17 protein-coding genes are annotated in these 18743 nt (G+C 66.9%); 11 read left to right on the top strand and 6 right to left on the bottom strand.

Going from position 1 to position 18743, the window contains the following annotated elements; genetic code table 11:
* Positions 1–9: 9 nt before the first annotated feature.
* The 4 genes from ftsA (at position 10) to ACERLL_RS11275 (ending at position 3899) form a co-directional block, all read left to right on the top strand.
* Positions 10–1245 (top strand): cell division protein FtsA, encoded by a 1236-nt coding sequence (ftsA, locus tag ACERLL_RS11290; RefSeq protein WP_373656200.1) that lies wholly within the window; start codon positions 10–12, stop codon positions 1243–1245.
* Between the two features lie 271 nt (positions 1246–1516).
* Positions 1517–2659 carry a cell division protein FtsZ gene (gene ftsZ, locus ACERLL_RS11285; RefSeq protein ID WP_373656199.1) on the top strand — a complete coding sequence of 381 codons (1143 nt, stop codon included), beginning with the start codon at positions 1517–1519 and terminating at the stop codon, positions 2657–2659.
* A gap of 127 nt (positions 2660–2786) precedes the next feature.
* A complete protein-coding gene (gene lpxC / locus ACERLL_RS11280) occupies positions 2787–3695 on the top strand; it encodes a UDP-3-O-acyl-N-acetylglucosamine deacetylase (protein ID WP_373656198.1) in 909 nt (302 codons plus the stop codon).
* 18 nt (positions 3696–3713) lie between these two features.
* Positions 3714–3899, top strand: a complete 186-nt coding sequence (locus tag ACERLL_RS11275) for a hypothetical protein (RefSeq protein WP_373656197.1) — start codon at positions 3714–3716, stop codon at positions 3897–3899.
* A gap of 30 nt (positions 3900–3929) precedes the next feature.
* On the opposite strand, the gene ACERLL_RS11270 is transcribed toward ACERLL_RS11275, so the two are convergent.
* Positions 3930–4403, bottom strand: coding sequence for a DciA family protein (locus tag ACERLL_RS11270; protein WP_373656196.1), 474 nt, complete (start codon positions 4401–4403; stop codon positions 3930–3932).
* A 97-nt stretch (positions 4404–4500) separates the two neighbouring features.
* Here ACERLL_RS11270 and ACERLL_RS11265 point away from each other — a divergent pair, with 97 nt between their 5' ends.
* The 4 genes from ACERLL_RS11265 (at position 4501) to ACERLL_RS11250 (ending at position 10110) form a co-directional block, all read left to right on the top strand.
* Positions 4501–5487: a peptidoglycan DD-metalloendopeptidase family protein gene (locus ACERLL_RS11265; RefSeq protein ID WP_373656195.1), complete on the top strand. Its 987-nt coding sequence runs from the start codon at positions 4501–4503 to the stop codon at positions 5485–5487.
* A 146-nt stretch (positions 5488–5633) separates the two neighbouring features.
* On the top strand, positions 5634–8366 hold the full coding sequence (gene secA, locus ACERLL_RS11260; protein WP_373656194.1) for a preprotein translocase subunit SecA: 2733 nt from the start codon (positions 5634–5636) through the stop codon (positions 8364–8366).
* Positions 8367–8368: 2 nt separating this feature from the next.
* A complete protein-coding gene (gene argJ, locus ACERLL_RS11255; protein ID WP_373656193.1) occupies positions 8369–9595 on the top strand; it encodes a bifunctional glutamate N-acetyltransferase/amino-acid acetyltransferase ArgJ in 1227 nt (408 codons plus the stop codon).
* Between the two features lie 95 nt (positions 9596–9690).
* Positions 9691–10110: a (deoxy)nucleoside triphosphate pyrophosphohydrolase gene (locus ACERLL_RS11250; protein WP_373656192.1), complete on the top strand. Its 420-nt coding sequence runs from the start codon at positions 9691–9693 to the stop codon at positions 10108–10110.
* 133 nt (positions 10111–10243) lie between these two features.
* On the opposite strand, the gene ACERLL_RS11245 is transcribed toward ACERLL_RS11250, so the two are convergent.
* The 5 genes from ACERLL_RS11245 to ftsY all read right to left on the bottom strand — a co-directional run bounded on the left by ACERLL_RS11245 (position 10244) and on the right by ftsY (position 14512).
* The gene (locus ACERLL_RS11245) at positions 10244–10948 is read right to left on the bottom strand and encodes a thiamine phosphate synthase (protein WP_373656323.1); all 705 of its coding nucleotides are present in this window, start codon (positions 10946–10948) and stop codon (positions 10244–10246) included.
* Positions 10845–11714 (bottom strand): RNA polymerase sigma factor RpoH, encoded by an 870-nt coding sequence (rpoH, locus tag ACERLL_RS11240; protein WP_373656191.1) that lies wholly within the window; start codon positions 11712–11714, stop codon positions 10845–10847. The genes ACERLL_RS11245 and rpoH overlap by 104 nt, the downstream gene beginning before the upstream one ends.
* A gap of 239 nt (positions 11715–11953) precedes the next feature.
* Entirely contained in the window at positions 11954–12871 is a 918-nt protein-coding gene (gene ftsX / locus ACERLL_RS11235; protein WP_373656190.1) for a permease-like cell division protein FtsX, read from the bottom strand.
* Positions 12871–13524: a cell division ATP-binding protein FtsE gene (ftsE, locus tag ACERLL_RS11230; protein ID WP_373656189.1), complete on the bottom strand. Its 654-nt coding sequence runs from the start codon at positions 13522–13524 to the stop codon at positions 12871–12873. The genes ftsX and ftsE overlap by 1 nt, the downstream gene beginning before the upstream one ends.
* On the bottom strand, positions 13511–14512 hold the full coding sequence (ftsY, locus tag ACERLL_RS11225; RefSeq protein ID WP_373656188.1) for a signal recognition particle-docking protein FtsY: 1002 nt from the start codon (positions 14510–14512) through the stop codon (positions 13511–13513). Before ftsY ends, ftsE begins: the two co-directional genes overlap by 14 nt.
* A 276-nt stretch (positions 14513–14788) precedes the next feature.
* On the opposite strand from ftsY, the gene ACERLL_RS11220 reads away from it, so the two are divergent.
* The 3 genes from ACERLL_RS11220 (at position 14789) to ACERLL_RS11210 (ending at position 18691) form a co-directional block, all read left to right on the top strand.
* A complete protein-coding gene (locus tag ACERLL_RS11220) occupies positions 14789–16150 on the top strand; it encodes a M16 family metallopeptidase (RefSeq protein WP_373656187.1) in 1362 nt (453 codons plus the stop codon).
* Positions 16151–16209: 59 nt separating this feature from the next.
* Positions 16210–17565: a M16 family metallopeptidase gene (locus tag ACERLL_RS11215; protein WP_373656186.1), complete on the top strand. Its 1356-nt coding sequence runs from the start codon at positions 16210–16212 to the stop codon at positions 17563–17565.
* A 268-nt stretch (positions 17566–17833) separates the two neighbouring features.
* On the top strand, positions 17834–18691 hold the full coding sequence (locus ACERLL_RS11210) for a response regulator (RefSeq protein WP_373656185.1): 858 nt from the start codon (positions 17834–17836) through the stop codon (positions 18689–18691).
* The last annotated feature ends 52 nt before the right edge of the window (positions 18692–18743 follow it).

Below are 18743 nucleotides of genomic sequence, written 5' to 3'. Positions count from 1 at the left end.
AGGGTGGATATGACCAGGAATACGGAAAACAACCTGATCGTCGGACTCGATATCGGGACCTCGAAGGTCTGCGCCGTGGTCGGTACCCGGACCGCGGACGGCGGCCTGGAGATCATCGGCATCGGCCGCCACCCCAGCCGGGGCCTGCGCAAGGGGGTGGTGGTGAACATCGAGTCCACGGTGGCCTCTATCCGGGCGGCGGTGGAGGAGGCCGAGCTCATGGCCGGGTGCTCCATCGACGCCGTCTGGGCCGGAATCGCCGGCAGCCATATCCGGGGCCACAACTCCCAGGGCGTTGTGGCCATCAAGAACCAGGAGGTGGACGAGGCGGACGTCCAGCGGGTCATGGAGAACGGCCGCGCCTTCGCCCTGCCCACGGACCAGAAGATCCTCCACGTGCTGCCCCAGGAGTTCATCATCGACAACCAGGAGGGCGTCCGGGAGCCCATCGGCATGTCCGGCGTTCGCCTGGAGGCCAAGATCCATGTCATTACCGGCGCGGTGTCGGCGGTGCAGAACATCATCAAGTGCGTCCGCCGTTGCGACCTGGAGGTCAACGACGTGGTCCTGGAGCAGGTGGCCTCCAGCGAAGCGGTGCTCTCCGACGACGAGCGGGAGCTTGGCGTGTGCATGGTGGATATCGGCGGCGGCACCTCGGATATCGCCGTGTTCACCCAGGGCAGCCTGCGCCATACGGCGGTGCTTCCGGTGGGCGGCGACCAGATCACCAGCGACATCGCCTTCGCCCTGCGCACGCCCACCTGGGCCGCCGAGGAGATCAAGCAGAAGTACGGCTGCGCGCTCACCGACCTGATCAAGGAGGACGAGGAAATCGACGTCCCCAGCGTCGGCGGTCGGGAGCCCCGCAAGCTGGCGCGCCAGACCCTGACGGAGATCATCCAGCCACGGGTGGAGGAGCTGTTCAACCTGGTGCAGGAGGAGCTGCGGCGCTCCGGGCTGGAGGAGGTGGTGGCCTCGGGGATCGTGCTCACCGGCGGCTCCAGCCAGATGGAGGGGATGCAGGACCTGGCCGAGGAGATCTTCCACGCGCCGGTCCGGTTGGGTGTTCCGGAAGGGGTTGGCGGGCTCAACGACGTGGTCCGCAACCCCATGTACGCCACCGGCGTGGGGCTGGTGGAGTTCGGGCGCTATAACGGCAAGGAGCCCTCCATCCGGGACTGGACCGGGTCCGGGTGGAAGGCGATCGTCAAGCGCATGCGGGCCTGGTTCCGCGAGAATTTCTGAGTGGCGGGCCCCGGGCCGGATCTGTAGCCCGGGGCGGAAGAGCGAAATGGGCGAAAGAAGAGAGAAGCTTCTTTTTCATCAATACAAAGGAATCGACGGGCGCGCCCGCATGGGCTGTTCCTGCCCGGCCGGACAGTCCGGCTGAAGCGGAGCCGGCTCGGTCCGGGAGCCGGGCATAGCAGGCGGATCGCCGGTCGGCGCAGGCCGGGGCGGGAACCGTCGGATCGGAAAAGCCAAGCGGGCTTAGGCTAGCGCCAGGAGGAGGGGAGCGATGTTCGAACTGGCAGATACGGTGGGCCAGGACAACGCCACCATCAAGGTGGTGGGAGTCGGAGGCGGAGGCGGCAACGCCATCGCCAACATGGTGGCCTCGAACCTGGACGGTGTGGAGTTCATTGTCGCCAACACCGATGCCCAGGCCTTGCGCCGGATAAACGTGGAGAACAAGATCCAGCTGGGCGCCAACATCACCAAGGGCCTTGGGGCCGGGGCCTCTCCGGAGGTGGGTCGCCAGTCCGCCGAGGAGGATCGGGACCGGATCCGCGAGGTCCAGGCCGGGGCGGACATGGTGTTCATAACCGCCGGCATGGGCGGCGGTACCGGCACGGGCGCCGCGGCGGTCTTCGCCCAGGAGGCGAAGGAGCAGGGCATCCTGACCGTGGCGGTGGTGACCAAGCCCTTCGAGTTCGAGGGCAAGAAACGGCAGCAGCAAGCCGATGCGGGCATCGAAGCCTTGTCCAAGCACGTGGACTCGGTCATCACCATCCCCAACGAGAAGCTCCTGCAGGTGATGGGGCGCAAGGCCAGCCTGCTCGACGCCTTCAAGCGGGCCGACGACGTGCTGCTGAACGCGGTTCAGGGGATCTCCGAATTGATCACCCGCCCCGGACTCATCAACGTGGACTTTGCGGACGTGCGGACGGTCATGTCGGAGATGGGCATGGCGGTCATGGGCTCGGCGGCGGCCACCGGCGACGACCGGGCGGAAGAGGCGGCCAACCACGCCATCTCCAGCCCGCTGCTGGAGGACATGGACCTCTCCGGCGCCAAGGGCGTGCTGGTGAACGTCACCGCCGGCATGGACATGGCCATCAGCGAGTTCGAGTCCGTGGGCAACGTCATGCGCGAGTTCGCTTCCGAGGACGCCAATGTCGTCATGGGGACGGTGCTCGATCCGGAGCTCAGCGACGAGCTGCGCGTGACCGTGGTGGCCACCGGACTGGGCGAGGCCAAGGCTCGGGCCAAGCCCAAGGCGTCCGAATCCCAGCCGGCTCCGGTGCGGCAGCGGAGGGAGAACGCGGAGTCCCTGGATACCCCGACCTATCTGCGCCGCCAGCGGGAGCAGGGGCAGGGCAGTCAGCTGGATCAGGACGACCTTGATATTCCGGCGTTTCTAAGAAAACAAGCCGATTGAGGAGCGTTTCCTAAAGTTTTGGATTTGCGATACGATAAGTACCCCCAAAGGAACCGGTCCGGCCCGGAACGGGTGTCTGAAACCACCCGCGAAATCGGGTCCGGGCCCTCTACAGGGTAGAAATGCCATGGTCGCTCAACGGACGCTCCGCAATTCCATACAAGGGACCGGAATCGGTCTCCACTCCGGCGAGAAGGTGGCGGTAACCCTCCACCCAGCCCCGGAAAACACCGGCATCATCTTCCGGCGGGCGGACCTTCCGGAGCGTCCGGAGATCCCGGCCTGGGTGGAAAATGTCGTGGAGACCACCCTGTGCACCACGCTCGGCGTGAACGGTATCCGGGTGGCCACGGTGGAGCACCTGATGGCGGCCTTCGCTGGACTGGGCATAGACAACGCCTACGTGGATCTGGACGGCGCGGAGGTGCCCATCATGGACGGATCGGCCGCGCCCTTCGTCTTCCTGCTGCAATGCGCCGGCGTCCGGGAGCAGGAATCGGCCAAACGGTTCATCCGCATCAAACGGCGGGTGCAGGTCACCGACGGCGATCGGCGGGTGAGCTTCGAGCCGGGCAGCGCCCTGCGCATCCATTTCACCATCGACTTCGACCACCCCTTGATGCGCAATAACAACGAGGTGGCGGTTGATTTCTCGGAGACCGCCTTTACCCGGGAAATCAGCCGTGCGCGCACCTTCGGCTTCGCCCGGGACGTGGAGCGCCTGCAGGAGCAAGGGGTTGCGCTGGGCGGCAACCTGGACAACGCCATCGTGGTGGATGACCATCGCCTCCTGAACGAGGAAGGTCTGCGCTATCACGACGAGTTCGTGCGCCACAAGGTGCTGGACTCCATCGGCGACCTCTACCTGATGGGCCATCCCGTGCTCGGCCATTTCCGTGGACACAAGTCGGGCCACGCCCTCAATAACCGTCTGCTGCGCGCCCTGCTGGCGGACGCTTCGGCATGGGAGTTCGTGGAGCGCGAGGAAAGCGCCATGGAGCCCCGCCCCTACCTCGATCCGCTCCCGTCCCACTGATCCGGCGGCGGAGGCGGGTTGTTCGTACTCCGCCTGTTCCTCTTCATCGGCGGGCTCGCCCTGCTGGCCAGCCTGCTGCTCTGGGTGATCACCCGTGAGCGCTTCTATCTCCGCTGGTTCTTCCGCATCCTCCAGCTGGTCCTGATCCTTCTCCTGGTGCTGCTCGGAGCGTTGTTCACGGGGCGGCTACGGGGTTTTCTCTGAGTCCCGGTACCCCCCCCCCCCGCAAGCCCGTCATCCCCCCTGCCCTTCCCCGTCCTCCGGCGGGGCGTTCAAGCGCCCCGCCAGGCGCAGAAGGGCCTCGCGGAGCTCGGGGTCGGCGATTTCCTCCGCGGATTCCGCCATGCGGACGGCCCCGCCGGGGCTGTACCGGCGGTGGCGCCGCAGCGGTCGCCGTACCTCCTTGGGACGAACGACGGCCCTCAGCTCGCGGACTTCCGTGAGCCCATCCCGCTGCAGGCTGGCCAGCAGCTCGTCGTGCTCGAAGCGCAGACGCGTGGCGACGCCGGGGCTGGACACGCCCACCGTCAGCGCCGTTCCGTCCCAGCGCTCCACCCAGCTGACCTGCCGCCACTGGCCTCCCGCCGAACGTTCCCAAAGGCGGGTAACCGCGGCAAGCTGCTCGATTTCCTTGGAAAGTCCATGACGCTTGAGCCATTCCCGGATGGAGCTGGCGACAGCGTTCGGACGTGACTTGCTGTGTCTCATGATGTCTAGCCCGCGTCGCTTCCCAAGCGGAGGGATGTTTGCTAGTTTTTACGCTATTGGGCGCGAATTCGTCCGGCTGTCCCAAAGGAAGAGACAATTGGCACGAAACTGCAAAGAGAGCTATTGCCTGGTTCTGACACGGGGGTCCACCGGGCGGCCGTTCCATGTCAGTTTCAGCCGCACGACGCTCTATAGCGGTATTGTAACGTTCTTGGGCTTCGTGGCGGTATTTGCCTACCTTGCCTCGCAGTTCCTCCTCTCCCCGCCAGATGTGGCCTCCCTGAAAAACAAGTACGAACAACGGCTTTCGCGTATCAAATCGGAGCGCCAGTCGCTGCAGGCGGATATCAGGCGTTTCCGGGAGACCCGGGAAGGCATGGAGGCGGCCCTGCATACCCTGGGACGCCAGGTGGGCACCATGCAGGCGCGCGTAACCCGACTGGATTCGCTGGGGGAGCGCGTGGTGAAGGTGGCCGGCCTGGACGACGGCGAGTTCAGCTTCGCGCGCGGCCCGGCGGTGGGCGGTCCCGAGGACAGCAGGAACGGCGGCTCGGGGGGCGTGAAGCTGGAAGGACAGAACCTGACCGAGCTGGCGCGCCAGGTGGAGCAGCTTTCCGAACGGATTGCCAATCGCCAGGGCCAGCTGGAGCTGCTGCAGGGCATGATCGACCGGCGCAATGTCCGCCAGAAGATGCGCCCCGACGGCTGGCCGACGGAGGGTGGATGGCTATCCTCGCATTTCGGCCGCCGCATCGATCCCTTTTCCGGGAATCCGGCCTTCCATGACGGCGTGGATATCGCCAACCGCGAGGGCTCGGACGTAAATGCCATCGCCCCGGGGGTGGTAACCTGGGCCGGTGACCGGTACGGATACGGGAAGCTGGTGGAGATCGACCACGGCAATGGCTACCGTACCCGGTACGGGCACAATGAAGCGGTGACGGTCCATGTCGGGGAGCGTGTGGCGAAAGGGGACGCAATCGCCGAGGTGGGGAACACCGGACGCTCTACGGGTCCGCATATTCACCTCGAGGTTCTGCACAACGGCAAGGCCATTGATCCGCGCAAATTCCTGGACCGGTAACCCGCCGTTCCGCTATCGTACTCTCGTTATCTCTCCGAAAGAACCAATCGCCCTTTTACGGGACCAAGGAATAGCCCCCGCTTTCGGAAGCTCCGAAGGGGGCGTTCCGTAGTTCTCTCCCCATTTGCCAGCCATACGGACCAACCATGCTGACCAAGCTGATCGGTAAGACCTTCGGTACCCGGAATGAACGACTCTTGAAGCGCCACCGCAAGCTGGTGGAGCGGGTCAATGCCCAGGAGGAAAACGTTCAAGGGCTGAGCGACGCGGATCTGGCCGCGCAGACGGAGCGGCTCCGCGAGCGCCTCGCCAACGGGGAAACCCTGGACGACCTGCTGCCCGAGGCCTTCGCCACGGTCCGGGAGGCCAGCCAGCGCGTACTCGGCATGCGCCATTTCGATGTCCAGCTCATCGGCGGCATGGTACTCCACGAGGGCCGGATCGCGGAGATGAAGACCGGCGAGGGCAAGACCCTGGTGGCCACCCTGCCCGCCTATCTCAACGCCCTGGCGGGGGAGGGCGTTCACGTGGTGACGGTGAACGATTACCTGGCCGCCCGCGACGCGGAGTGGATGGGCCAGGTCTACCGGTTCCTCGGGCTGTCGGTGGGGACCATCCGGGCGAACATGCCCACGGAGGACCGGAAGCAGGCCTACGCCTGCGACATCACCTACGGGACCAACAACGAGTTCGGCTTCGATTTCCTTCGCGACAACATGGCCTTCCGCAAGGAAGAGCAGGTGCAGCGGGGGCACGCCTTCTCCATCGTCGACGAGGTGGACTCCATTCTCATCGACGAGGCGCGAACTCCCTTGATCATCTCCGGACCCACCGAGGACCGTACCGATCTCTACTACAAGATCGACGGGATCATCCCGAACCTGGAGGCGGAGACGGACTACACGGTGGATGAAAAGGCGCGCCAGGTCACCCTCACCGAGGAGGGTAACGAAAAGGTGGAGCGCTTGCTGAGCGAGGCCGGACTGCTCAACGAAGGCGACCTGTACGACGCCGCCAATGTGAACCTCGTTCACCATGTGAGCCAGGCGCTGCGCGCCCACGCCCTGTTCACCCGCGAGAAGGACTACATCGTCAACGACGGCGAGGTGGTGATCATCGACGAGTTCACGGGGCGGATGATGCCCGGGCGCCGCTGGTCCGACGGCCTGCACCAGGCGGTGGAGGCCAAGGAGGGTGCGGAGATCCAGAACGAGAACCAGACCCTGGCCTCCATCACCTTCCAGAACTACTTCCGGCTATACGACAAGCTCTCCGGCATGACGGGCACCGCCGACACCGAGGCGGTGGAGCTCCACCAGATCTACAGCCTGGAAGTGGTGGTGGTCCCCACCCACAAGCCCATGATCCGGGAGGACCTGGACGACGTCGTCTACCGCACCAAGCAGGAGAAGTTCGACGCCCTCCTGGAGGAGATCCGGGACTGCCACGAGCGCGGCCAACCGGTACTCGTGGGCACGGCCTCCATCGCGGTCTCGGAGGAGCTGGACGAGCAGCTCAGCAAGGCCAAGATCCCGCATAACGTCCTGAATGCCAAGTACCACGAGAAAGAGGCGGAGATCATCGCCCAGGCCGGGCAGCCGGGCGCGGTGACCATCGCCACCAACATGGCCGGACGGGGAACCGACATCGTCCTCGGCGGGAACCTGGATCAGGAGCTACGTGCCATCGACCAGGACGACGGGCTCTCCGAGGCCGAAAAGGAGAACCGCCGGGCGGAGGCGCGCCGCTCCTGGCAGGAGCGGCACGACAAAGTGGTGGAGCTGGGCGGCCTGCACATCGTCGGTACCGAGCGGAACGAGTCCCGGCGAATCGACAACCAGCTGCGGGGCCGCTCGGGACGCCAGGGCGACCCGGGCTCCTCGCGCTTCTTCCTGTCCCTGGAAGATGATCTGATGCGCATCTTCGCCTCCGAGCGGGTGAGCGGGCTTATGCAGCGCCTGGGCATGCCCGAGGGGGAGCCCATCGAGCATCCGTGGGTGAACAAGGCCATCTCCAACGCACAGCGCAAGGTGGAGGGGCGCAACTTCGACATCCGCAAGCAGCTGCTGGAATACGACGACGTGGCCAACCAGCAGCGCCAGCTCATCTACGAGCAGCGCCGCAACCTGATGGAGTCCGCGGACATTTCCGAGACCGTGGAGGCCTTCCGGGAGACGGTGCTGGATAACGTCTTCCACCAGCACGTGCCGCCCCACTCCGTGGAGGAGGAATGGGACACCGCCGGCCTGGAGGAGGGCCTCTACCACACCTTCGGCCTGCACTTCCCGGTGCGTCAGTGGCTGGAGGAGGATCCCAACCTGCATGAGGAGACTCTCAAGCAGAAGCTTTGGGAGGCCGTCACCGATTTCTATCAGGCCAAGGAAACCTCGGTGAGCCCGGAGGTGATGCGGGAGTTCGAGAAGGTGGTGGCGCTCCAGGTGCTGGACACCCAGTGGAAGGATCACTTGGCGGCCATGGACCACCTCAAGGAAGGCATCCATCTGCGGGGCTACGCCCAGCGGCAGCCGATCCAGGAGTACAAGCGCGAAGCCTTCAGCATGTTCGAGGAGCTCCTCGAGCGCTTCAAGCAGGAGGTGGTCGAGCTGCTGTACAAGGTGCAGGTCAATGCCGAATCGGACCTGGAGGCCTTCGAGGAGGACCGCTCCGCGGAGGATATCGAGTATCAGCATCCCACCGCCGAGGGCGCCGTGGCCTCGGAGGAGGTGGGTCCTTCCGGGGAGCACGCCCAGCCGTCGGAGGCCGAGGTGGAAGAGCGGCCCCAGACCTACCGCCGGGAGGGACGCAAAGTGGGACGCAACGAGCCCTGCCCCTGCGGTTCGGGGAAGAAGTACAAGCAGTGCCACGGTAAGGCGAGCTAGCCGTGGCAGTGGGTGCGGATCACCGGCCCGCGCTGGCGCCGGTCCCGGGGGTGCGCCTGGGGACCGGGGCGGGCGGCTTCAAGTATACCGACCACGAGGACCTCGTGGTGATGGCGCTGGCACCCGGAAGCCGCACCGCCGCCGTTTTCACCCGAAACCGGCTTCGCGCCGCCCCCGTCCTGGTGGCCGAGGAGCATCTGCGCGCCGCGGCGCCCCGGGCCCTGGTGATCAATTCCGGCAATGCCAACGCCAGCACCGGCGACGCCGGGATGGAGGTGGCGCGGGAAAGCTGCCGGCTCGCCGCGGAGCTGCTGGAGGTGGAGGCCGATGCCGTCCTTCCCTTCTCCACGGGCGTCATCGGCGATCCCCTGCCGCTGGCTCCCTTCGAGCGGGCCCTGCCCGTCTGCGGCGATAGGCTCCGGGAGGAGCCGGAGGCCTGGTGGGACGCGGCGGCAGCCATCGGCACCACGGACACCCGCCTCAAGGGCGCCAGCCGGACCGTTACCGTGGACGGGACGTCCGTGCATGTGACCGGGATCGCCAAGGGCTCCGGGATGATCCACCCCAACATGGCCACCATGCTCGCCTTCGTGGCCACCGACGCCCCGGTTCAGGACGTCCCGCTGGAAGCCATGCTGCGCAAGGCGGTGGGGGAAAGCTTCAACCGCATCAGCGTGGACGGGGACACCTCCACCAACGATGCGCTAACGCTGAGCGCCACCGGCCAGGCGGGGATCGCGCCGATCGCCGACGTCACCGATCCCCGCTTCGGGACCGTGGCCGAAGCGGTGGAAGCGGTGTGCAAGGATCTGGCCCTGGCCATCGTCCGGGACGGGGAGGGGGCCACTAAGCTCCTTACCGTCCAGGTTACCGGGGGAGCGGATACCGCCGAGGCCGAGGCCATCGCCAGCCGAATCGGATGCTCGCCGCTGGTAAAGACGGCCGCCTACGCGACCGATCCGAACTGGGGCCGGATCCTGATGGCCGCCGGGGCGGCGGCCCCGGAGGAGCTGGACTGGAGCGGAGTGACCCTGCACATCGGCGAGGTATGCGTGGTTCGGGGCGGCGTGCGCGCCCCGGACTATACCGAGGAGGCCGGAGAAGCGGCCATGGCCCCCGAGGAGGTGACCCTGCACCTCGATCTGGGCCGGGGCGCGGGAAGGGCCCACCTCTGGACCTGCGACCTCTCCCACGAATACGTGACCATCAACGCCGAATACCGCACCTAGGCGCCCGCCCGCGTCGCCATACCGACGCCGTGGACCGTTGACTCCGGGTGCCCGCGGGTCGGGCGGGTGACCGGAGCACATCAGGAGGGAAAGCCGTGTCGTCGCAGCCCGAGCTATATGTGGCGGTGGGACTGGTGCGGTGGGAGGAATACTTTCTGCTCGGGAGCCGCGACCCGGAGGGTCCGGGCGGCGGCACCTGGGAATTCCCCGGGGGCAAGCTCGAAGCGCGGGAGTCCGCGGAGGCGGCACTCTTCCGGGAGCTGGCGGAGGAGCTGGGTATCCGCGTTGCGGAGGCCCATCCGTATCCCGCCTTCGATCATGCGCAACGGGACTATGCCGTGCGGCTCTATCCCTTCCTGGTGACCCGCTTCGCGGGCGAGCCCAGCGGCCTGGAGGGCCAGGCTATCCGCTGGGCGGAGAAGGCGGAGCTGTGGGCGGAGGCGGCCGCCATGCCGGGCGCCAACGGTCCCCTGCTGCGCCATCTGGCCGGCCACGGCCTGTTCGATCCCCTCTAGAGCTACCGGTCGGGCTCCGCATCTCCCGCCGTACAGGCGTGGGCAAGACGTCGCCTTTCCCGAAACCGAACCGAACAAATGGGGTCAGTCCCGCGCCGTAACCGAGCTTCTGGAGGAGTGGGGACTTTGGAAGCTAGTCGCCGAAGGCGGCGAGCAGGTCCGACACCGCTCCGGCAATATCCGGCGCCCCGAGGATGGCGTCCATGCAGGCCACGCCGCGGGCTCCGGATTCCCGGGCAAGGTGGGCGTTCCCGGCGTTGATGCCGCCGAGGGCCACCAGAGGAACCGGGCTTTCGGCGGCCAGTGCGGCGAAGCGCTTGGGCCCCAGCGGTTCGGTATCCGGATGGCTGCGGGTGTCGAACAGGGGAGAGAGAAGGGCGAAGTCCGCATGTACCTGCCGGGCACGCTCCAGGCCGTGCCCGTCATGGGCGGCCACGGTGAGCACTCCGCTCCACTCCGTGGTTGGCGGACGGGGATAGCCCTCGGGGAGGTGCAGACCATCCGCCCGAACCGCCCGGGCGAGCTCCGGACGCCCGTTCACGAACAGGAGGGCACCCCGCCTGCGTGTGGCCTCGCGGAGGGCAGCCGCGTATTCCCAGGCCTCCTCCTCGGGGAGATCGCGGTCGCGGAATTGCACTGCGGGCAGGTTCGCACGCAAGGCCTCCTCCACCACGCCCAGCAGCGGTCGTCCGCCGGTGCGGTGCCGTTCGGTTACGAGGAGGAGCCTCGGCGTCTCAACCGTTTTCGGCCTCCATGGCCTCCGAGATGGGGCCCTGCAGCTTGGTAAGCGCCTTGCGCTCGATCTGACGAACCCGCTCCGCGGAGACCTCGTACTGATCGGCGAGCTCCTGGAGCGTGGCCGGCTGTTCGGCGAGCCAGCGGCGCTGAATGATATTGCGGCTGCGATCGTCCAGGTTGGCGAGGGCCCGCGAAAGGGCCTGACCGGTGCGCTGCTTCTGTTCGGATTCGGCCAGCTCTTCCTCGACGGTGGCTCCGCCGTCGGCGAGCATGTCCACCCGGGTGTCGCCTTCCTCGTCCTCACCGATGGGCTCGTTGAGGGACTGGTCGCCGCGCGACATCACCGCGTCCATTTTCAGTACCTGCTCCTCGGGGACCTGCAGGTCCTCGGCGATGTCTCGGGCCTCCTCCCGGGACAGCCAGGAGAGGTGCTTCTTGGCCTTGCGGAGATTGAAGAACAGCTTCCGCTGCGCCTTGGTGGTGGCGACCTTCACCATCCGCCAATTGCGCAGGATGTACTCGTGGATCTCGGCCCGGATCCAGTGCACGGCGAAGCTCACCAGTCGCACCCCGCGATCCGGATCGAAGTTCTTCACCGCCTTCATGAGGCCGATGTTGCCTTCCTGGATCAGGTCGGCGAAGGGCAGTCCGTAGTCCTGGTAGCCGCGCGCGATCCGCACCACCACCCGGAGATGGGACAGAACCAGGGCACGGGCGGCTTCGAGATCCTCCTCGCCACGGTACCGGCGGGCGTAATCCTGCTCCTCCTCCCAGGAGAGCAGAGGAAGCCGGCGTACGTAGGAAAGATAGCTCTCTAGAGAGCCGCTATGGGCGTCGATCGAGAGTGCCAGGCTTTTGGAAGCCATGGGCGAAACCTCCCCCTTGGTTGGGAAGCGAGTTCCTGGTTCTTTTCCTCGGTGGCTTACAGCCGGGCTGGCCGGAAGCGGTTCCGTAACTCCTTCTGCCACCGTCGTATTTTCTTAGAGCCCGATGGCTGAAGGAAGTTCCAGAGGACGGATTGGACTCTTTCCTAAAATGGGGATTCGTCCCGCCGAATTCAAGGGTGCTGATGTTAAACGGGCTCGTGAATGGTCACCAAGGGGTACTAGGCAGGCTCGATATCCCGAAGGTGCCGGCCGACCGCCAAGCGGGAGCCCAGCCAGCCGAGGCCGGCACCGGCCAGAAGTAGCGCGCCCAGATAGCGCAAGCCGGGTCCCTCCAGGGTGAATCGGGCCCCGTATTGGGACGCCAGATCAGCGATGGCCCCTTCCAGGAAGCCCAGCGCCACGGCTACCAGGATGCACGCCCCCAGGGCCGCCAGAGCCCCCTGCAGCAGTCCCGTGTAGAGGAAGGGAAGGCGGACGAAGGCGTCGGTGGCGCCGATCATCTTGATGACCTCGATCTCCCTGCGCCGCGCCGCCACCGCCAGGCGGATGGTGTTGCCGATGACCAGCACCACCACGCCTCCCAGGAGCAGGGCGGTTACGCTGCCCACGCTCCGGAGAAAGCCCACGGAAGCCTGAAACCGCTCCACCCATTGGCGCTCGTACTGGACCCGATCCACGCCCGGCCAGCCGCCGATGCTGTCCGCCAGGCGCGCCAGCCGATCGGGTCCGCGCCGGCCGGCGGCCACGGTCACGCGGAAGCTCCCGGGCAGCGGGTTCTCCGACAGGCCGCCCAGGGCGTCGCCCAGGTCCAGGAGCCGGGCCGCCTCTTCGAGTGCCTGGTCCGGGGGGGTGTAGGAAACGGATGCCACGTCGTCGAGCCCAAGGAGCCGGGATTCGATGTCCGCCACCGGTCGGTCGGTCTCCGAAGCGAGGAAGACGTTCAGGGTGCCCGGGGCATCGAAGCGGCTGGTCAGCCGTTCCAGGTTGTCCGTGACCAGCATGAGGGCCGCCGGCAAGGCCATGGCCGCCGCCAGGACCAGCACGGTGAGGAGCGTGCTGCCCGGATGGCGGGCCAGGTTGGCGGCCGCCTCGCGGAATATCTCGCGGTGCTGGCGAAGCGGGGTAAAGGGCAGCATCAGGCGGCCATCTGGCCCTGCTGGAGCCGGATCTGCGGCAGGTCCAGCCGGTTCGGCTGTGTGAGATCGTGCGTGGCCACCAGCACGGTCATGCCGAACTGGTGGAACTCGTAGAACAGGTCCATGATCTCGTCGGCCAGCTCCTGGTCCAGGTTGCCCGTGGGCTCGTCCGCCAGCAGCAGGTCGGGTTTGTTCACGAGGGCGCGGGCGATGGCCACCCGCTGCTGCTCGCCCCCGGAAAGGGTGATGGGCAGCTTGTTCTGGTGCCCCTCCAGGCCCACCTTGGTGAGCACCGCCTGGACGCGCCCGTGGATGCGGTTCCGCGGAAAGTTGGCCACCCGCAGGGCCAGCGCCACGTTCTCGTGCACGGTGCGGTCGTACAGCAGCTTGTGGTCCTGGAAGACCGTGCCGATGGCGCGGCGCAGATGGGGAACGCGGCGGCGCGGGATGCGGGTGATCTCCTGGTCGCCGAAGAAGATCCGGCCGCCGGAAGGCCGCTCCATGGCCGTGGCGAGCTTCAAGAGCGTGCTCTTGCCGGCGCCGGAATGCCCGGTGAGGAAATGCATGGAACCGGGCTCCAGCTCCAGGGAGATGCCCTGCAGGGCCGTATGGCCCTGGGCGTAGCGTTTGGAAACGCGGTCAAGGCGCAGCATCAGTCCCGGCCGGTTCGGTATCGAGCAGGGCGTCCACATAGGCCTCCGGATCGAAGGGCCGCAGGTCCTCCAACCCCTCGCCCACGCCGATGTAGCGGATGGGCAGGCCCAGGCGGCGGACCAGCGAAACGGCGATGCCGCCCTTGGCCGTGCCGTCCAGCTTGGTTACCACCAGGCCGGTCAGCGGCACGGACTCGTTGAACTTCTCCGCCTGGGCGACGGCGTTCTGCCCGGTGGTGGCATCCACCACCAGCCAGGTCTCATGGGGTGCGTCGCCGTCCAGCCGGTTCACCACGCGGCGGACCTTGGTGAGCTCCTCCATGAGGTTGGTCTTGGTGTGCAGCCGCCCGGCGGTATCCGCCAGCAGGACGTCGGTGCCCCGGCTGGCGGCCGCCTGCACGGCGTCGTGGATGACGGAGGCGGAATCCGCCCCGGAATCCTGCGCCACCACGGGGCAATCGCACCGCTGCCCCCATTGCTGGAGCTGTTCCACCGCCGCCGCGCGGAAAGTATCCCCGGCGGCCAGCATGACCGACAGGCCCTCCTGCTGGTAGCGGGCGGCAAGCTTGCCGATGGTGGTGGTCTTGCCCACACCGTTGACGCCCACCACCAGCACCACGCGGTTGTCCTCGCCGGGCCGCCATTCCGGTATTTCCCCGGGAACCGAGACGGCCTCCACCAGGTAGCCCCGAAGGGCGCGTACCAGCGCCTCCGGGTCATCCAGATCGCGCCGTTTGACCCGTTCGGTGATGGCGTCGATGATCTCCGTGGTGACCTCCACGCCCACGTCGGCGGTGATCAGCAGGGTCTCCAGCTCTTCCAGGAGCTCGTCGTCGATCTGCTTCTTGCCCGCCACCAGTCGGGCCAGGCCCTCGGTGAAGCTGCCCCGGGTCTTGGCGAGGCCCTGCTTCATGCGGCTGAACAGGCCACGACGGCCCTCTTCGGTACCGCTGGAGGCCTCCGGTATTTCGTTCTTGCGCTTAAACATGCGCCCTCACTACGTTGGGGGAGCCGTCAGGCGGTTCATGGGCCCATGATAACCTCTAGCGTCCTGTCTCAGAAATTCGCCGCCATTCGGCGAGCCCGGAGCGCCCGCGCCGGACCCACGCTCCGGGAGGATGGCTCCCGGCATAGTAGGGCCCGGGAACTCTCCGGGACAATTTCCTGTCTGAATATCAATTGCTTATTTCGTAACCTCCACTCGTCCTCTGACTCGTGTGGGCTTGCCCCCCGAACGCGCAGGACCCGTACTTTAGGAGAAGACATGCTCAAAGGCCGTCTGCTCGTGTGGCTGTTCCTCGCCGCGAGCGCCCTGGCCGTGGCGGCCCCGGCCGTCCAGGCCCAAGGGGGCGTGGTCTCGCGGACGCTGTCGAACGGCATGGAAGTGTTCGTCAAGCCCGACCACCGCGCGCCCGTGGTTACCTCCATGGTCTGGTACCGGGTTGGCGGGCTTGATGAGATTCGCGGCCAGACCGGCATTTCCCACGTGCTCGAGCACATGATGTTCAAGGGCACCAAGGAGGTGGGGCCGGGCGAGCTCTCCGAGATCATCGCCCGCAACGGGGGCCAGGAGAACGCCTTTACCGGTCAGGATTACACCGCCTACTTCGAACAGCTCGCCGCCGACCGCCTGGAGGTGGGCCTGCGGCTCGAGGCCGACCGCATGGTCAACCTGAAGCTCCTGAAGAAGGAGTTCAAAAAGGAGGTCCAGGTGGTCATGGAAGAGCGCCGCCTGCGGGTTGAGGACAACCCCCAGGCCCTGGCCCAGGAAACCCTGACCTCGGTGGCCTTCGACGCCAGTGGTTACGGCGATCCGGTCATCGGCTGGATGCCGGACCTCAAGGATCTGACGCTGGCCCAGACCCGGTCCTGGTACGAGGAATACTATTCCCCGCGCAACGCACGCCTGGTTGTGGTGGGGGACGTGAAGCCGGCGCAGGTATTCGATCTGGCGGAGAAGTATTTCGGAGGCTTCGAGCGGGGCGAGGATCCGCGCCGCAAGCCCTCCTACAACCCGGACATCAGCGGCAGGCGCAGCGTGGACCTCACGGAGCGGGCGCGGGTGCCCTATCTGATCGCCGGTTACCACGCACCCAACCTGCCCGCCGCCGACAAGCCGTGGGAGCCATTCGCGCTGCGGGTCCTGGCCGGCGTCCTGGACGAGGGGCGCTCCTCCCGGTTCTCCGCCGATCTGGTGCGCAACCAGCGGGTGGCGGCAGCTGCGGGTGTCTACTATGACCCGGAAAGCCGGGAGCCCGGTCTGTTCTACCTGGAGGGGACGCCATCCTCCGACGCTTCCCTGCAGGATCTGGAATCCGCCCTGTTGGAGCAGGTTGGGACCCTGCGCAAGAAGCTGGTCCCCGCCGACGAGCTGGAGCGGGTGAAGCGCCAGATCGAGGCCGCCGAGGTGTTTCAGCGGGATTCCGTTTTCTACCAGGCCATGCAGATCGGCAAGCTGGAGACCATCGGCTACGGTCACGAATACCTGAACACCTACCTGGACCGCATCCGCGCGGTGACCCCCGAGCAGGTCCGGGCGGTGGCCCGCAAGTACCTCCAGCCCAACCGCCGCACCATCGTGCGGCTCCATCCGGAACAGCGCCAATCCGCGGAGAGTGAATCGTGAGCAGAGCTATGCCGAGGCGACAATTCGGGGGCAGGGCAGGGCGTTTCCTGGCGGCGGCGATGACCGGCCTGCTACTGGCCGCCTGGGGAGCCGGCGGCCAGGCCGCGCAGGAGCCCGAACACGGGACGCCCGAGTATTCCATCCCCATCCAGACCTGGCGGATGGACAATGGCGCCCGGGTGCTGTTCGTCAAGCGCACCTCCCTGCCCATGGTCAGCGTCCGGGTGAGCTTCGACGCGGGCAGCGCCCGGGACCCCGAGGGTCTGTTCGGCCTCTCGGCCCTCACGGCGCGCATGCTCGACGAGGGGGCCGGCGACCTTTCCCCCGACGCCTTCGCCCGCAAGGTGGACAGCCTGGGGCTGGAATACGGCGCTTCCAACGGCCACGACACCCTGAGCCTCCAGGTCACCAGCCTCACCCGGCAGGGCACCGAGCGGAAGGCCCTGGACCTGATGGCCAAGGCGCTCATGAAGCCGGCCTTCTCCAAGCAGGCGCTGGCCCGGGAGCGCCAGCGCCAGATCATCGGCATCCGGCGTGGCCGGGAGGATCCCCAGACCGTGGCGGTGAAGGCCTTTTTCCGGGAGGTCTACGGCGACCACCCCTACGCCCATCCCACGGAAGGGGTGCCCAAGCAGATCCGCAAGATTGACCGGGCCGACCTGCAGGAATTCGCCGAGCGCCATTTCGTGGGGTCCAACGCCACCATCGCCGTGGTGGGGAATCTGGATCGCGGCGAGGCGGAGAAGCTGCTCGCTGACACCCTAGGCCGCCTGCCCAAAGGGACCAAGCCGGAGCCCCTTCCGGAGGTTCCGGAGATGAAAGGGCCCCGCCAGGTGTTCCTGGAGCGGGATGTGGCACAGGCCCACGTGCTCATGGGGCAGCCCGCCACGCGGCGCGATGACGAGGACTATTTCCCGCTGCTGGTGGGGAACTACAGCCTCGGCGGGGGCGGGTTCGCCTCTCGGCTGGTGGGCGCCGTCCGCGAGGAGCACGGCCTGTCCTACAGCGTGTTCAGCACCTTCAGCGGCATGCAGCGCCTGGGGCCGTTCGTGGCCGGGCTCCAGACGGCCAACGAGAACCTCGGCAAAGCCATGGGCCTGCTCGAGGAGGAGGTGGCGAAATTCGTGGAGAACGGCCCCACCGAGGAAGAGGTGACGGCCGCCCAGCGGTATCTTACCGGCTCCTTTCCCCTGAAGATCTCCAGTAACCAGGATATCGTGGACCAGCTGGCCACCATGGGCTTCTACACCCTGGGAGCCGACTATCTGGAGCGCTACATTCCGCGGGTGCGGAGCGCGGAGGCGGGCGGGATCCAGGAGGCCATGCAGCAGCGGCTGGACCCCGCGCGGATGGTGACGGTGGTGGTGGGCAACCGCCGTCCGGAGGCCTTCAAGGAGGATCAGGCGGCGGAATAGCCCACGGCATGCGGCCGACCGGGGCCCGCCCCGGCCATCAGCGCCCCGCGTTTCCCGGACTCCGGTTGCGCGGGGCGTTTTTTCGGGCACTGCTCTGCCTTGCGGGCAGTACCCGTGGGCCACGTGCGGTTTCCATGACGAGGCCGGTTGTGGGAACCTATAGGCCAACCGTTTCCCGCGTCCACCGGGATCCGGGATCGAGGGCGGCAGCCACCGCCCGTGCGTCTCGGTTTGTCTCTGACAGGAGGCACGGCCGGAGGGAGCGAACATGGCCGACGTAGTGCAACGGGTGCTGCTGGTGGAGGACTCCAGCTCCTCCCGGCAGATGCTGGAGCATATCCTCCGTTCCGGAGGGTTCGACGTCATCTCCGCGGAGAACGGTCAGGAAGCCCTGGAGGTTCTCCAGCTGCGGCGCCCGGATGCCATCGTCTCCGACATCATGATGCCGGAGATGGACGGCTACGAGTTTTATCGGCAGGTACGCAGCCAGGGGCGGTACGCCCTCGTCCCCTTCCTGTTCCTCACCGCCAAGGAAGAGATCCAGGACCAGGTGTACGGACTCTCCCTGGGAGCGGACGACTACATAACCAAGCCCATCGAGGCCGAGGAGCTGCTGGCGCGTATCCGAACGGCCCTGAAGCGGACGGAGCGGTTCTTCCAGGTCTACCAGCGGGATCCGGTCACCGGCATGATGATGCCGGAGCCCTTCCGGGAGCAGGTGGTCGCCGAGGAGGCGCGTTCCGAGCGGTTCCAGCGGCAGTTCAGCATCATGACCCTGAAGCTCGATCAGCTCTCCAGCTACCGCAAGGAGTTTGGCGACTTCACCGCCGACGCCTTCCTGGAGCAGGTGGGCGCGCTACTGGGCGCGAACATGCGCAAGTACAACCAGATCAGCCGCTCGGGTCCCGACCATTTCACCGTGCTGCTCCCCGAGGCCAGCGCCCAGGATGCGCAGGCCGCGGGCGGCATCTGGAAGGACCGCATCGCCAATGAGCGCTTCACTTCCCCCCAGGGCGGGCGGGAGCTGGACCTCACCGCCACTGCCGTGACCGCCACCTATCCTGAGGGTGGGGGCACCAGCGCCTTGCTGGAGCACTGCGGCGTGGGGCTTGAGCGGAAGTGGTGAGCCGGGCTGACCGGGGAGGGAATCGTCCCGCTGCGCGCCCGGCATCGGCGTA

Origin of the sequence: Thiohalorhabdus sp. Cl-TMA, assembly GCF_041821045.1 — a bacterium.
GTDB classification, from domain to species: domain Bacteria; phylum Pseudomonadota; class Gammaproteobacteria; order Thiohalorhabdales; family Thiohalorhabdaceae; genus Thiohalorhabdus; species Thiohalorhabdus methylotropha.
Note: the sequence above shows the minus strand (reverse complement) of the source record. Positions and strands in the feature narration are given on the sequence as shown.

Coding starts and splice junctions, on each gene's coding strand:
- ftsZ (WP_373656199.1), top strand. CDS start 1,517: ATGTTCGAACTGGCAGATACGGTGGGCCAGGACAACGCCACCATCAAG.
- ftsY (WP_373656188.1), bottom strand. CDS start 14,512: ATGTTTAAGCGCAAGAACGAAATACCGGAGGCCTCCAGCGGTACCGAA.
- secA (WP_373656194.1), top strand. CDS start 5,634: ATGCTGACCAAGCTGATCGGTAAGACCTTCGGTACCCGGAATGAACGA.
- rpoH (WP_373656191.1), bottom strand. CDS start 11,714: ATGGCTTCCAAAAGCCTGGCACTCTCGATCGACGCCCATAGCGGCTCT.
- ftsE (WP_373656189.1), bottom strand. CDS start 13,524: ATGCTGCGCCTTGACCGCGTTTCCAAACGCTACGCCCAGGGCCATACG.
- ftsX (WP_373656190.1), bottom strand. CDS start 12,871: ATGCTGCCCTTTACCCCGCTTCGCCAGCACCGCGAGATATTCCGCGAG.
- ACERLL_RS11210 (WP_373656185.1), top strand. CDS start 17,834: ATGGCCGACGTAGTGCAACGGGTGCTGCTGGTGGAGGACTCCAGCTCC.
- ACERLL_RS11215 (WP_373656186.1), top strand. CDS start 16,210: ATGACCGGCCTGCTACTGGCCGCCTGGGGAGCCGGCGGCCAGGCCGCG.
- ACERLL_RS11220 (WP_373656187.1), top strand. CDS start 14,789: ATGCTCAAAGGCCGTCTGCTCGTGTGGCTGTTCCTCGCCGCGAGCGCC.
- ftsA (WP_373656200.1), top strand. CDS start 10: ATGACCAGGAATACGGAAAACAACCTGATCGTCGGACTCGATATCGGG.
- ACERLL_RS11270 (WP_373656196.1), bottom strand. CDS start 4,403: ATGAGACACAGCAAGTCACGTCCGAACGCTGTCGCCAGCTCCATCCGG.
- lpxC (WP_373656198.1), top strand. CDS start 2,787: ATGGTCGCTCAACGGACGCTCCGCAATTCCATACAAGGGACCGGAATC.